Origin of the sequence: Treponema berlinense (assembly GCF_900167025.1) — a bacterium.
Classification (GTDB): Bacteria; Spirochaetota; Spirochaetia; order Treponematales; family Treponemataceae; genus Treponema_D; species Treponema_D berlinense.
Genome location: NZ_FUXC01000019.1, coordinates 1 through 15171 on the forward strand (window position 1 = coordinate 1; position 15171 = coordinate 15171).

Here is a 15171-nt window from a genome sequence, read left to right on the forward strand (position 1 = left end):
CTTTTGTCGTGATATTGTTTTTCTCAGCGATTTGTTTTACTTCGCTGACAGTGTGGGGGCTGACATGTCGACTGGAACAGATTTGCCTTCGTGACATGCCACTTTCAATTAGCTCAAGAATGAGCTTCGGATTGATTTTGGCCATAAGCAGGCCTCCTTAAAATAAGATTTGAACTTTTATCAAGTTCATAAAAATCTTACTTAAGGTGTTATATTTTAGAAATATTTAATTGGTGCTCTTATTGATATTGGTGGTGCTCAGATGAATATTGATGGTTCATTTTCTGTGAAATAATCAGTAGAACTGAACCGAATCTTCAAATCCTTCCTCAAGGCATTCCACTGCTTTAGGAAATGATTTTTCATATTCCTCGCAGAAATCATCTTTCATCGCCCTTGCAGATTTTTCATCAGGGGCTTTCCAGATAAGCTTCAACTTCGCGGCAACTTTCTCCTTATCTTTCTGCGGAACATATGCAAGAATATTCCGCATGAAATGAACCTTGCATCTCTGCCATGTAGTTCCAGGTAAGGTGTTGCGTATCGCGGCCTGAAGTCCGCCAGCTGCAGGAAATCTACACAAAACAAATTGCCAACTGCGACGAACTAAAACAAAGTTTGTTACAGAAAGCTTTTAGTGGAGATTTATAAAGAATAACATGTTATACTTGTAAGTAACATGAAAAATGGAGGAAAAAAATAATTGACGACCTGAAGGTTTTGTTATATATTATTATTAACAGAACCCGCCAAGGTTAATGGTTTTTACCATCCTCAAATCGGTGGGTCATATTTTTTTAAAGTACGATGGCAAAAATTGCATATACAAATCCAGCAACAACAATTCCCCAGCAAATAACTAAATTGCAAAATAAAGGACTAACAATTTCAGATATTTCTTATGCAAGCAATGTTCTTACTAGTATAAATTATTATCGTCTAAGTGGCTATTGGTTATATTATGAAACTTCAAGAGACGTTATCAGACCTGGCACAACATTTGAACAGGTTATGGATATGTATTATTTCGATAGAGATTTACGTTCTTTAATTTTTGAAGGAATTAGCAGATTCGAGGTTACTCTTCGAACAAGATGGGCTTACGAAACTGGTATAAAATATGGGCCCCAAAAATTCTATTACAAAAATTATTGTAAAGATGAGACAGAAAGACTTGCAAATATAAAAACAACAAAACATGAGGTTGATCGTTCAAAAGAAGCATTTATTAAGCATAATGTTACTAAATATACTGGAAAGCTTCCTGCTGCATGGATATCTTGTGAAGTGATGTCTTTTGGAAATCTTTCTTGCTGGTATACAAATCTAAAAGAAGTTCCTTCATCAAATCCGACTTCGCCTGGTAATGCAAAAGATGCTATTGCTTCTTTTTTTAAAGTGGATGCACATCTTCTTGAATCATGGATTCATAGTCTTGCTGTATTACGGAATCAATGTGCACATCAGGCAAGAATTGTAAATAAAAAACTCACAATTATTCCTAAAAAGCCAAAATCAAATAAAAATCCAATCAAGAATCTTTGGTCGTCACAATCAAATTGTTATTATAATCTGATTTTAGTTTTAATTTTCCTAAATCAGAATATTACATCTCCTTCACATTGGGTAACAGAAATAAAAGATTTCTTGAAGAGAAACAAAACGAAATGTATTGATTTTCTAGGTTTTTCCAATGATTGGGAAAAAGATTCTTTTTGGGCTTAATAAAATAAATTACTATTAGAAACAATCCCTCTTATAAAAAAATCGAAGGAGAGTTAAGTAATTGACACCATCATCATTAGCGGAGCATAAATACGAAAAAGGTGTATATAAAACGCCAATGAATTCAATTCCTTTCATGACTCCCATGGAGAAAAATGAAACTTTTGGACTGTCAACAACTTTTTAATTTTTATTTGACATCAATATGATAATATACTATATTTATATATGCATAGTCTTAACTATGGTTGAACAGGCTGGTAATGAAAAGACCTCCCAATATAGGGGAAGCGTCCAGATTACACAGCCTTTTGTTTTTTAGGAGTGCTAAATAAAGAATTTTAATTTTGCAAAATCTCCAACATTTATATGGATGAATAACTTTTTGAACAATTTAAAACAGAGACGAAAAGTTGCATTAAGAATGTGATTCTTTGCTGATGAAGAAATGAATTATGTTTTTTCTGCAGAAACTATCACAAAGAGCCAGGCAATTGGTATGATGCATAAGAAATATCGAGAAGCTATTTTGCGTCGTCCTAATGCTTCAAAAGATAGATTTTCTGAAACTTTATATGAAATCAAAATTGATTAGGTTCTGATGAAGCAAAAGAAAAGCTTCTTAATTCCGAAACCTATAGAATATTAATGGAAAGTAACTCTGGGCTTTTTCTTGAAACGGACTCTTATTTGAATAATGTACTAGATATTGAGTTTGAGAAAGATAAAGAAGCTTTATATGACTATATCAGCTGCAACTGATTGTCCTTTTTTCTCAAACCGTGCTTTTTTTATTTGACGAAATAAGTAAGTTATAATTATAATATAATTATGGAAATAAAATTTGATTGGGATCCAGAAAAAGCAGAAATAAATCTTAAGAAACATAATGTTTCTTTTTAAGAAGCAAAAACTGTTTTTTATGATCCAAATGCAAAATTAATTGCAGATCCAGACCATTCGGAAGAAGAGGATAGATTTATTATTTTAGGCATTAGTAATAATTCTAAAGTGCTGGTTGTTTGTCATTGCTATCGGGAAAATGATGAAGTAATCAGAATCATTTCAGCTCGAAAAGCAACTACAAACGAAAAGAAACAGTATGGAGAAAATTAAAATGAGAGAAGAATACGATTTTTCAAATGCAGTAAAAAATCCTTATGTTGGAAAACTCAAGCAGCAAATTACAATCCGTCTCGATGAACAGGTAATTGATTATTTCAAAAAAATGTCAGAAGAAACAGGAATGCCATATCAGAATATTATTAATTATTATCTTCTTGACTGTGTAAAAGAAAAGAAACATATGGAAGTGGCATTTGCAAAGTAGAAACACATAACAATTTTCAAAGCCGACAGCGGGTTGTCATGGAAATAATCAAATAGCTATGAACTATATACTCAATTATCAGAGCCTCTAAACTTGATAAAAGTTTATTTGGTTTTTAAAAAGGAAAATAACTAAGCAGGACAACATTTTACCATTGATTTGTCGTACTGCGCCTTTGTTTGAAACTGATATTAGTGTAAACGGAGGAGTATCAGAAGATAAAAGTCATATACAGAGAAAAGAAAAAGGTTGAAAAATAGTAAACTCTAAAGTATACTACTCTAAAGTTTACATTTTCAAATGGAGTAAATATGTTTAAAGGCCGAAAAAAGGAACTTGAATTATTAGAAGACTTATATGATTCAAAACAATTTGAATTTCTCGTTCTTTATGGCCGTAGGCGTGTCGGAAAGACAGAACTCCTCAAAGAATTCACTAAAAATAAAAAACCGTTGTTCTTTTCAGCACAGGAAAAGAATGATTCATTAAATCTTCTTGATTTTTCAAAAACTGTGCAAACATATTTTGATAATGATTTTTTTGGTGAGTTTTCAGATTGGGAAACAGCATTAAAATATGTTACATCAAAAGCAACTGAAGACAGACTTGTTATTGTAATTGATGAATTTCCATACATTGCTAGTGAGAATAAATCAATAAAGAGCATTTTTCAGCACACAATAGATCATCAGTGGAAAGAGAAAAATATATTCCTTGTTCTTTGTGGTTCCTCTGTAAGTTTTATGGAAGGTGAAGTTCTAGGTTCAAAAAGTCCACTTTATGGGCGTTCAACAGCACATCTTGAACTTAAGGCATTTGATTATTTTGATTCGGCATTGTTTTTTCCTGAATATTCAAATGAAGAAAAACTGATGGCCTATGGAATCTTAGGTGGCATTCCATGTTATTTGCAGGCTTTTGATTCAGAAAAACCAATCGAAAAAAACATTGCAAGGGAAATACTAAGAGAAGGAAGATTTCTTAAGGATGAACCAATTTATTTTCTTAAACAGGAATTACGGGAACCAGCAATTTACAACAGTATTTTTGAAGCGATTGCTGGAGGTGCTTCAAGAGTAAATGAAATTGCCACGAAAATACATGAGGACACACAAAAATGTTCAAAGTATCTTGGAATCCTTCAGACAATCAGTCTTATAAAAAAGGCAGTTCCTTGTGGTGAGGATGAAGCTTCCAGAAAAACAATCTATAAAATTGCAGATAATTATTTTTCTTTCTGGTATCACTTTTTATTTGAGAAGAAAAGCTTCTATGAAATTCTTGGGTCTGAAGAATCCGCAAAGGAAATAATGGACCCACAGAGTTTCTTTTCTTATTTTGGATTTGTTTTTGAAACAATCTGTCTTGAATATATGATACGTATGGCAAAGAACAGAAAGTTGCCTTTTATTCCATCAAAATATGGAAAATGGTGGGGAAATAATCCTGCAAGAAAATGTCAGGACGATATAGATGTTCTTTTAATTGATGATAAAAATGAAAAGTATATTTTCTGTGAATGTAAGTTCAAAGGTGAATCCTTTGGAAAATCCGAAATGGAAGATATGCTTTCAAGAAAGTCAATTTTTGCACATGCAAAGGAAACATATTTCTATGCCTTCAGTAAAAGCGGATTTTCAGATTATGTAAAGGAAAATGCATCATCAAATAACATTACTCTTGTAACGGTTGATGACTTATTCGAGTTCGGAGAATTATAAAAATGTTCCAAAAAGAGGTTGCATAATTTGTGAAAAAAATCACAACTGTCATTCCCGAACTTGATGGGGGAATCATTTTTTTAAAGCAAACTTTTCAGAACTCGTAATTGTGTTTTTTCATCAGAAAAACCAATGTTTCTGTAGAAGTTGTGGGCTTGTGTTCTGGTGCTCCCAGAATTTAGACGAATTAATTTTTTTTTTAGATTTTGCCCATTCTTCAACTTTTGCCATAAGAGATTTACCAATTCATTTTTTGAAATGTCATTAATTGATTTTGCATCCTCTTTTGATGCTATGCGAATACTTGTTTCTTGTAAAATATCGTTCTTTAATTTTGTAAACCGCAAGTTGTTTCAACAACTGAGGATTTACAAAAACGTTAGCGCAAGCGAACACGTAAATAAATAGAGTTTTTACAAAAAAACTCGAGACTTAAAATAGATGGCGAAATTTTAGCCATCTATTTTAAACGTTCATTTTTCAAGTTTATAATTTCATTTTTGTCAGTGCAAGAAAAAGATTGACAAAAGATATATTGTCGAGTATATTCGACAATATAATAATGTATTTGTCTAGTATACTCGACAGTAAAACAGAGGCATTTATGAATCATGATATTCTAAAAGAAGTTATTTTTGATCAACATGAAATAATAAAAAAAACAAAAATTGTTCCTCGTGATTATGATTTTGATCTAAATGCAAATTATGTTCTTATTGGATTACGTCGAGCTGGAAAATCAACATTGCTATATAAAATTGTAAAAGATCTTGTTGAAAAAGGAATTGAATGGAATCAGATTATTTACATAAATTTTGAAGATGAACGTCTTGCAGAATTTTCTCTAAATGATTTTAATGATTTACTTTCTGTGCAAGCAGAATTGACTGATAAAACAGGATATTTCTTTTTGGATGAAATTCAGAATATTGAAGGCTGGGAAAAATTTGCCCGCCGTATGGCAGATTCCAAAGAGCACACGTTTATTACAGGAAGCAACGCAAAAATGCTTTCCCAAGAAATTGAAAATCGTTTGGGTGGAAGATATTTTACAAAATATATTACACCATATAATTTTACAGAATTTCTTACAGCAAAACAAATTGATTTTTCTGATAAATCAATTTTTGGTACAAAAGAAAGTGGAAAAATCAAAAGGGAATTTTCTGAATATTTTTATTTTGGAGGATTTCCAGAAACTTTGAATTATCAAAATAAGCGAGAATATGTTTCCAGCATATATCAAAAAGTTTTATTAGGAGATATTGCTGCCAGGAATAGTATAAGAAATCCTAATGGATTGCAAATTTTGATAAAAAAAATTGCAGAATCTGTGAAAGATGAAATTTCTTATTCAAAATTACATAACATACTTAAAACAATTGGTGTAAAAATAAGCAAAGATATTGTTATAGATTATATTGGTTATGCAAAACAATCTTTTTTGATTTTTACAATTAAAAATTATTTTTCAAAATTTGTAGAAAAAGAAACTACGCCAAAATACTATTTTAACGACAATGGCTTATTAAATCTGTTTTTTAATAAAGAAGAACCTCGTTTGTTAGAAAATCTTGTAGCAATAAATTTGTGGAACAATTATAAAAGCAACGTTTATTATTTAAAATCTCAAAACTTAGATGTGGACTTTTTTATAGAAGAAACTGGCACTGCAATTCAAGTAGCATATTCCATTACAAATATTTCTGATGACAGAGAAACAAAATCTCTTGTAGAAGCTGCAAAAACTCTAAAAGAAGCAAAGGAATTTGTAATACTCACCTACGAAGAAGAAAAGGAACTAAATATCGACGGTGTAAAAATCCAAGTGATTCCAGTTTGGAAATGGCTGTTGAAAATTTAGAATTCATAATTATTATGCTCTACTTTTTTTATGAAATTACTTTACGGAACAAAAAATCTTGCGGTAGACAAAAATGTTGTAGAAAATGGATTTGCAAAATTCTTTAGAGATGTGTTAAAAATATAGAAAATGGCTTTCTTGCGAGCTTACATGCGTGAGGGGGCGTTGCGGAAAGACCGCAGCACCGAAAGGTGCGAGGACTTGTAGCAAGCACCCGACGGTTTTAAGCAAAGCTTAAAACCGGCACGCCCAAAAATATACTAAATGGAGAAATTATAAAAAAAGTAATTGTAATGTTGGCTGACGGATTTGAAGAAGATTCTTCCGCCGTCGAATCGGAGTGTAACTTCAGTTTCGAAGGAAACAGGAGTTGCTGTAGTAACAATAAACAACTGGCTAGCCAAGCTAAATCAATTTATTTCATGCTAGTGAGAAATATGACATTTATATAACTGGTTCAAATGCCTTTTTACTCTCAAGCGATTTAGCGCCCCTTTTTACAGGCCGCGTTTTTCAAATAAAAGTATTCCCTTTTTCATTCTTAGAATATCAGAAATATTTTAAAAATGCTGATCCTGAAAATGCTTTTGATTCTTATGTTAAAGAAGGCGGAATGTCAGGTTCATTTGTCTATAAATCTACAGAAGAAAAATATGCTTATATCAAAGATGTTTTTGATACACTTATTACACGTGATATTGTTCAAAAGTATAAAATCAAAAATGAAGTTTTGTTGAATAAGTTAAACGACTTTATGCTGGACAATATTTCTTCAGAAGTTTCTGTTCGTAAAATTGCCGATACTCTTACAAGTAATCAGGAAAAAACAAATGACAAAACTATAGGCTCATATCTGAATTATCTTTGCAATGCCTTTGCTTTTTATAAAGTCCGCCGTTATGACATTCGCGGAAAAAAGTATCTTGCCAGCCAGGATAAATATTATCTTGCCGACCATTCTTTCCGCTATGCAATTCTTGGAACTAAAAACATGGATTATGGCAGAGTTTATGAAAACATGGTTTGTATAGAATTGCTGCGCAGGGGCTACGAAGTTTACACCGGAGTTTTATATAAAAAAGAAATTGATTTTGTTGCAATAAAGCAGAGTGAGAAAATCTACATTCAAGTGAGTGATGATATTTCTTTACCAGAAACTCTTGAACGGGAAGTAACTCCTTTATTGAGCATAAAAGACGCTTACCCTAAAGTTTTAATTGCGCGAACAAGACACGAAAAATATTTATACGAAGGAATAAGTATAATAAATCTGGCTGATTTTCTTTTAGGAAAAGAATAGGCATCTGGAGGTTAGGAATGACTGAAGATTTTGCTCTGGTCTGGAAAAGAATTTGCGATAATCAAGGAAATAAGTTTCTAACTATTCGTAAAGAATCATTTGAATATAAAATTGAAGACGAATGTTTTATTCCTCTTAGGCCCAATAAAACTCCACATAATATTACAAAACAACACGTACTAGAAGCATATAAACAATGGCCAGTAAAAGGGCCATGGTCATTTTCTGATAATATTATGGCACCTTCATATTTATGGGGCGTATTTAATGATAATCGAATTATAAGTAAGGAAGATAAATAATGGAAACAATACATATTCTTCAAAAAACTTATGAACTTTTATATGTAGCTCTTATACCTCTTCTTAATTACTTATCTGATCGATTACCAGCTATTTCTTCTACATGGAAAAGAGATTGTGTAGAACGAGTCTTGAATGAAAGAAATAGTCGAGATTTTTCTGAGTTGGATATCTATTATTTAATTCTTATCCTACAAGATAAAGAAAACCAATCAAGAATTCTGGAAATGTTTCCTCAGGATAGATTGATTTATGAAGATAATTCAAAATTATTCCTGAATATCAAAGATTTACGCTGTGATATAATGCACCCAAGCTTTGTAAATTATACTTTTGAAGATTTTGTTCGTTAGACAAACACGATAGAATCATTTATTCATGTTTTTAATTCTGAAAAATCGCTTTCTGATTATACCTTAGATTTGCATCAAAACGAAAAGAACAGATTACTTAATATTATAAAAAACAATGTTCTGCTTCCTGCTCTCTCTAGTAAAAATCTGTCACAAGAAATTAAAAATAGCGTGCAAAACACTATGGACAGACTTGAAAAACAGAAAAGTGCAGAAGGAATTATTTTATTTTTTACAGATGCTCTTCGTGGTAATCGCGGAAAAGAGATTGCAAAAGAACTAGAAAAAAACGGACTACAATCTTTTGAGACAATTAAGACAATAGTTTTACAAGAATATTATTCATAATTATTGGAGACAAATTTATGGCAAATTACATTACCGAAGATGACATTGAAGTTTCTCTTATAAATATTCTTAAAAGCGATGAGCTTGCGTATAACTTCATCCAGAATTGTGAGATGGGATTTTTGGTCATTTTCATCTGACTAAAATTGGCGATTTTCTCCCGACTCGTAATAGTTAAATTCGCCGGACGCTAACAAAACTTATGATGCTGCTTTCCGGAATTGATTTCTGGAGGGCACATGAAGAAATAAAATTTAATGCAGTTTTTTAATTTTTTCTTTTAAAAGTACTTTTTAAAATATTACTTGACAAATATTGACGGGGGGGGGTATCATTAATCCTAAAACTTTTAAAAAAACTATAAAAAGGAGGGTTTATTAATGAAAAAAAATAAACTTATTTTTTTGTTGTTGGGCTGTGTTATTTTATGGAGTTGTACACAACCAACAAATATTATTACACAAGATGACACGGTAATTAAACTTGATACCCCAAAAATTGAAGGTATAGCTTATCCTGGTGTCAACTATATTTATTGGAGCAATGTTCAAAATGCTTTCAATGGATATGATTTAAGAGTTTATCGTATAGATGATGGGAAAAATATTTTAATTGAATCTGAATCTAAACATTTCCCAAAGAATACTACTTATTACAAAGATACAAACATTTCTGATGGTGAAAAAAAGCGTTACGAAGTTGTGGCATCGGGTGATCAAAAAGGACGTGCGGTATTTTATTCAGAAAGTTCAGCTGGAGATGTAACATTGACTGGCATTGTTCCTTCTTTGAGTACAAAACCATTGGATTTTGAAGAGTATGAAAAAAATTACAACGCAGATGATATAACTAATAATAAATTATCTTCTTCAAATATTTCATTAGTAAAAGATGAAAAATTAGGTTTTTATAGAGTTTCTTTTCCTGTAAAGCCATATCTGAAATATAAAGTTTTTGCAGATTATGGAAATACTTATGAAATCTATGGTGTTCATGATGTTTTTGTAGGTGAATATTCAGACATTTCTGCTCCACTTAATTCAACTGCAACTATAAGTGGTGTCGCAGATCATAGTGGAACTTATAAAATAACAATCGAAGTTACTTCTGCCAATGGTAAATACATTGGTTTCAATGAAATAAAATCTTTTTCTACAATAGAATTTGAAACTCTTGAATTATTGGATGATACTTTTGAATACGAAATTTCATTCGACGAAAATAATAACCGACAGATAACATGGAATGCAAATAAATATAAAGATGGTTCTTATGTACCTACTTATGATTATTATTTCTACTATACAGAGTTTGGAAAGAAAGAATATAATTTATATCCAGGAAATGTATCTACTATTTCTGGTGGAATCACAAATACATCTCCAAAATATACAATGAAGTTTGTTTTCCCTGATGAAAGCAAAATGTATTCATTTATTGTGATTATCTCTAATGGATCTAAGATTAAATTCATGGGAGAAATGAACGGAGAAATTTATGAACAACAGATAGTTTCAGCAGACCTTAGTCTTGTAGGACGGTATGTAAGTGAAAATACAATTAAGCTTTCATGGAATCCTGCAAAATATACAAATGATTCAGTAGTGCCACTTTCACAATATACGGTTTATGCAAAAGAAAAGGGTGCAGATGACAGTGAATACAAACAAGTAGTAACTGAAATCAAATATACAAGAAATAATTCTGGTATCTATGCAGAAGTTGAAATTGTAAATAATAATGTTTCTTATGATTTCTTAGTATCTTACATGAATAACAATTTTATCTACCAAAGCAGAACAAGAGTTCCTGTTTATAACAAAGATACTGTTCAAATTTCAAATAACATCATTAATTTTAACTGGATCGCTGCAGACACTGATGAATTAGCAAACGATCTTGAAGTTATTGTTGCATTGGATGAAAATCAGGAACTTTCTTCTATTAGATACGAAACTTCATCAAATGAAGAAGAAGCAATATTGTTGGCTGAAAATGGAAAAGCATTAGAATTTGAAAAGGGATATACATATTATGTATTCACTTTAAAAAATGTTGGGGATACTACTAACTGTTATACAGCAATCGATGTTGTAGTTTCTGAAGAAGGAAAAATTGATAATTACGTTTCAAAGGCAATTAAATATAATGCAATAACTAATCCAGTAACAGTTAGTGATATCAAAATTAATTGTAATAATAATGATAACATGTTAGATGATGTTTCCTTCTATGTTTCTGCTAATAACATTAATCAGAAGATTACAATAAAATATGCAGTTTCACAGAGCCAATCTACAGCATTGAAATTACTTGAAACATCAAAAGTTGAAACTCTTGTGACTGATCTTTCAGGCTATAAATTCTATGAATTTGATGCAAATAAATATGCGGTTCTTAGAAATATTCCAACCGGAAATTATTTTGCAGTAAAAATTATAGTATCAGAAACTGGAAAATCAGATTATGAAATTGAGAAAGTTTCAAACAACTGTTCAGCTATAGGAGATAATGTGACTTCTCCTGCAACAATAAATGTTAGCTGGAAAGCTTTGGATTCTGAAGAATCAATTGCAAATGATTTGCATGCAATTATTGAAACAGAAATTAATCAGACAATCAGCGGTATTTCTTATGCAACTGCAACAAAAGAAGAGTATGCTGCAGATTCATCTATATTGAACAATCGCTTGAATTCAAAAGGTGCAATAAATGTTGAAATCTACAATATTTATGAGTTGTATAGAACAGAAGATAAAATAGTTTATGAATTTATCAAAAAAGATTTTGATATAGGAACATATTTAATCTTAAAAGTAACTACTTCAGAAAATGCAAAATTGGATTGCCAAGAAACAAAAGTTACAGAAAGTCCAGTAATAGAAAATATTGTTGAAATATTGGATACAGCACAACCTGTAATTTCTGATAATCTGAAATTCACATCAGCTAATTTTGATTCAAACTTTAATGATATTTATCTATCTGATATTGATTTCAGAATAGATGTTTCTCAGAAAATTGAATCAATTACTTATGTATATGCAGAAACTATAGAAAAAGCAAAAGAATTGCTGATTTCTACATCATCCGAAGTACAGAATGTGTGGATTCCTCAAGAATATTATCTGGAAACTTCTGTTCAGGATGGAGTCTCAAAACTTACAAAACTCTATAAGCCATGGGAAACAATTTGGAATGTGCCTGCTGGAAATTATGTAGTTCTTGCAGTTAAAGTTTCACAACCTGGTTATAACAGTGTAATCAAATATGTATATACAGAAGCATACTATAATGATGATGCAGGTTATAATGTTCCTGCAGTTGCTACACAAAGAGAGATTACAAGTCCTGTAGTATTTGAAGTAGATGATAATAAAAACTATGAGTATGTAAAACTTGTTTTGCAGGAAAATTATCCTTATGATTCACAAAGCAACTATGAATATACTTTGCAAAGAACACTTGAAAAATATTACCAGGAAGATAATCCTATTTGGGAAGATATAAGTCTTGATACAACAGTATATTATGGTAGTGGGTATGAATTCTATTATGCAGATATTCCTGTTGGCAGTAATGTTTACAGATTAACAAAAACAAGAATTGCTACTGGTGAATCTGTTGTACTCGATAGAAAAGTGGTTGTTTCTTATTATGTTGATGCTCCTGCAATTACAATTGGAAGTTACGAAAACGGAAATATTGTAATAAATTCAACAGAACTTATTGACAATCGTTACGACAGAATTGATAAATATGATTACAGTCTAGAATTAGTTTTGCCAAATGGTTTGGTAGAAAAAGAGAATTGTTCTTGGACAGTTGATTCTGAATATTTTGATGATAATTACACTCAATACAAATTGAATGCTACAATTACAGATTTTGATGCAATTATCAGTAAATACAACCTTTTTGATTTCTGGGGAAATCCTTTAAATATTAATGTACGACTAACAAAAACAAGAACTATTGATACAAACTATTATGATTCTGAATCTACAAATTTCTACGCTTCAAAAGGAATATCCGCTACAGTAGACAATTCCATTCCAACTTTAGAGTTAACTGCAACAGGAAATTATTTTGCTGCAACAAATGGTTTTGATTCATACACTTGGTATGTGAACGGAACTGAATATATTGCTGATGGTTTTAACGTAACAATTCCTGTATATAACTTTTCTTATGGTCAGAATACAGTAATGGTAGTTGCAAAAAAAGGAAATATTACAACATCAGCTTCTGTTGATTATATAAAAAATAGATAGAGTTGTTAAATCTTATCCCATTATTTGGGGTAAGATTTATGATTTGTTAATTAAGATTATGGGAAATAATATATGGTAAGAATAAAGGCAATATTAAAAAAAGCAATATTTATTGTGGCTGGAAGTATTATTTTGGCTTCTTGTCAGAATAATCTGGAAACTCAAGAAGCATATTTAACTTTTTCTGAAGTTGCTTCAAGAGCGGCAACTCAAGTAAATCCAAATTATACAATTTATGATTTTGAGCAGTTTACTTTAACTGGTTCAAATTCTAATTATGATAATTTGAAATTAGGTACATGGGATAATTACGATTCACTTTTACAAGCAAGTGTTAGTATTCCAGAACTGGGGTACTGGGATTTCACTTTAAAAGCAACAAAAAAAGGAACTGTTTTTTCAAGCATTGATTCAAAGAACATTGATGACGGAGCAAATTCAGTATTTTTTGAACTGTCTCCAGAAGAATACGGTAAAGAAGGAAATGGTAGTGTAAGAATAGGATTTAAGTTGCAGAATATTCCTTATGTTACAAATGGAAATAGTATTCAGATTGATTACGATGTTGCTTTCAAAGTAGTTAATATGCTAGGAAATTTCGAATTTGAGGCAGAAAAACCTGCAACTTTAATTTATGGAAAACCTAATACTTTTTCCCAACTGGTAGACGTTTTTGCTCTTTGGGAGGCTGAAAGCATACCTGCCGGAGACTATTTTGTTTATTTCTATGTAAATAAAGGTGACATAAAACATATTGTAAAAAAAGTTCTCTCAGTTACAGTTTCTCCAGATGTGCTTACTACAAACGAAGATAAATACAATTCTGAAACTTCTGATGAATACTTTACAATTACAGAAACTGCCATTTCAGATAATATGGGTGTTACAGAATGCTCTATTACTTATAACTTGAATGGTGGTTCATTTGATTCTATGCAAATAATACCTGACTCATATAATATTCTCTCTTCTACAGATACAGTATTACCTACACCAACAAAAGCAGGTTACAATTTCGGTGGCTGGTATACTTCACCATTCTATTATTATACAGAAGTCACTTCCATTCCTGCAGGAAGCTCACAGGATTATTCGCTTTATGCAAAGTGGGAGATTATAACTTATAACATTACCTACGAATTAAACGGTGGAACTATTTCAGAAAGTTATGCAACTACATACACTGTTAAAGATTCTATTACTTTGCCAACTCCTACAAAAGATGGATATGATTTTATAGGATGGGATGAAAACGCAACTATTTTTGCAGAAATTCCTACTGGTTCTACTGGAAACAGACAGTTTACAGCTGCGTGGGCAGAACAGGTTTATTCAATTACTTATAACTGGAATGAAGGAACAATGCCAGAAAGCTATGTAACAAAGTTTTCTGGAGAAGTAGAAGTTATTTTACCTACACCAACAAAAGCAGGTTACAATTTCGGTGGCTGGTATGCGTCAGAAACTTTTGAGTCATATAAAAAAGTTGAAACAATTCCTGTTGGATTCAAACAAGATTTAACTTTGTATGCGAAATGGAGTCCCATAATCCCTTGGGCTGTTTCAAGTACAGGTACTTATTATTTTGCACAGAATGGTGACACATGGATTTCAAATTGAAATAGTCAATAAAAGTGCAGTCCCAAATACCCCTTAAATTAAGCTGCTATTAACATAGCTGTTTTTGACAGCCTGTATTTAGTTGGAGGAAAACCTCCGTTTACAGTGCTGATTCTTACAGTGTTGTAGTAAGCAAAAATGTATCTCCAGACTTCTTTTTTTACTTCTTCGGCTGTCATTTTTGTCGTGTCCATCTGATAGATTTTTTCCTTTTTAAGGGTAGCGAAAAAACTTTCCATTCTGCAGTTGTCGTAGCACTTTCCGACATCGCTCATGCTCTGGACAATATGCAGCTGTCCAAGAACCTTCTTGTAAGCCTTGCTTGTGTACTGGC

At 31.4% G+C, this 15171-nt stretch carries 13 protein-coding genes and 3 pseudogenes; 14 read left to right on the forward strand and 2 right to left on the reverse strand.

Annotated elements, in window-relative coordinates; genetic code table 11:
• Window positions 1-298: 298 nt before the first annotated feature.
• Window positions 299-568: pseudogene (locus B5D47_RS10850) on the reverse strand (transposase); the annotation flags it as partial.
• Window positions 569-807: 239 nt separating this feature from the next.
• On the opposite strand from B5D47_RS10850, the gene B5D47_RS10855 reads away from it, so the two are divergent.
• The 14 genes and pseudogenes from B5D47_RS10855 to B5D47_RS10905 all read left to right on the forward strand — a co-directional run bounded on the left by B5D47_RS10855 (window position 808) and on the right by B5D47_RS10905 (window position 14837).
• Complete coding sequence (locus B5D47_RS10855; protein ID WP_078931861.1) at window positions 808-1725, forward strand: Abi family protein; 918 nt, start codon at window positions 808-810, stop codon at window positions 1723-1725.
• Window positions 1726-2173: 448 nt separating this feature from the next.
• Window positions 2174-2320 (forward strand): hypothetical protein, encoded by a 147-nt coding sequence (locus B5D47_RS11480; RefSeq protein ID WP_159443535.1) that lies wholly within the window; start codon window positions 2174-2176, stop codon window positions 2318-2320.
• Window positions 2321-2556: 236 nt separating this feature from the next.
• Window positions 2557-2841: pseudogene (locus tag B5D47_RS10860) on the forward strand (BrnT family toxin).
• A 1-nt stretch (window position 2842) separates the two neighbouring features.
• The gene (locus B5D47_RS10865; protein WP_078931862.1) at window positions 2843-3055 is read left to right on the forward strand and encodes a BrnA antitoxin family protein; all 213 of its coding nucleotides are present in this window, start codon (window positions 2843-2845) and stop codon (window positions 3053-3055) included.
• A 311-nt stretch (window positions 3056-3366) separates the two neighbouring features.
• Window positions 3367-4776 carry an ATP-binding protein gene (locus tag B5D47_RS10870; protein WP_078931863.1) on the forward strand — a complete coding sequence of 470 codons (1410 nt, stop codon included), beginning with the start codon at window positions 3367-3369 and terminating at the stop codon, window positions 4774-4776.
• Window positions 4777-5380: 604 nt separating this feature from the next.
• Entirely contained in the window at window positions 5381-6640 is a 1260-nt protein-coding gene (locus B5D47_RS10880; RefSeq protein ID WP_078931865.1) for an ATP-binding protein, read from the forward strand.
• A gap of 409 nt (window positions 6641-7049) precedes the next feature.
• Window positions 7050-7178: pseudogene (locus B5D47_RS11820) on the forward strand (AAA family ATPase); the annotation flags it as partial.
• A 75-nt stretch (window positions 7179-7253) separates the two neighbouring features.
• Window positions 7254-7940, forward strand: coding sequence for an ATP-binding protein (locus tag B5D47_RS10885; protein WP_234970058.1), 687 nt, complete (start codon window positions 7254-7256; stop codon window positions 7938-7940).
• Window positions 7941-7957: 17 nt separating this feature from the next.
• Window positions 7958-8242 carry a hypothetical protein gene (locus B5D47_RS10890; protein WP_078931867.1) on the forward strand — a complete coding sequence of 95 codons (285 nt, stop codon included), beginning with the start codon at window positions 7958-7960 and terminating at the stop codon, window positions 8240-8242.
• Window positions 8242-8595 carry a hypothetical protein gene (locus B5D47_RS10895; protein ID WP_078931868.1) on the forward strand — a complete coding sequence of 118 codons (354 nt, stop codon included), beginning with the start codon at window positions 8242-8244 and terminating at the stop codon, window positions 8593-8595. The genes B5D47_RS10890 and B5D47_RS10895 overlap by 1 nt, the downstream gene beginning before the upstream one ends.
• Before the next feature lie 69 nt (window positions 8596-8664).
• Complete coding sequence (locus B5D47_RS11340) at window positions 8665-8943, forward strand: hypothetical protein (protein WP_143592703.1); 279 nt, start codon at window positions 8665-8667, stop codon at window positions 8941-8943.
• Between the two features lie 17 nt (window positions 8944-8960).
• Window positions 8961-9083: a hypothetical protein gene (locus B5D47_RS11825; RefSeq protein WP_268811082.1), complete on the forward strand. Its 123-nt coding sequence runs from the start codon at window positions 8961-8963 to the stop codon at window positions 9081-9083.
• 240 nt (window positions 9084-9323) lie between these two features.
• Window positions 9324-13217: a hypothetical protein gene (locus B5D47_RS10900; RefSeq protein ID WP_078931869.1), complete on the forward strand. Its 3894-nt coding sequence runs from the start codon at window positions 9324-9326 to the stop codon at window positions 13215-13217.
• 72 nt (window positions 13218-13289) lie between these two features.
• A complete protein-coding gene (locus B5D47_RS10905) occupies window positions 13290-14837 on the forward strand; it encodes an InlB B-repeat-containing protein (RefSeq protein ID WP_078931870.1) in 1548 nt (515 codons plus the stop codon).
• Between the two features lie 38 nt (window positions 14838-14875).
• Here B5D47_RS10905 and B5D47_RS10910 read toward each other — a convergent pair.
• Window positions 14876-15171 (reverse strand): IS3 family transposase (locus tag B5D47_RS10910; protein ID WP_143592709.1); only part of this gene is annotated, 296 nt, incomplete at its 5' end.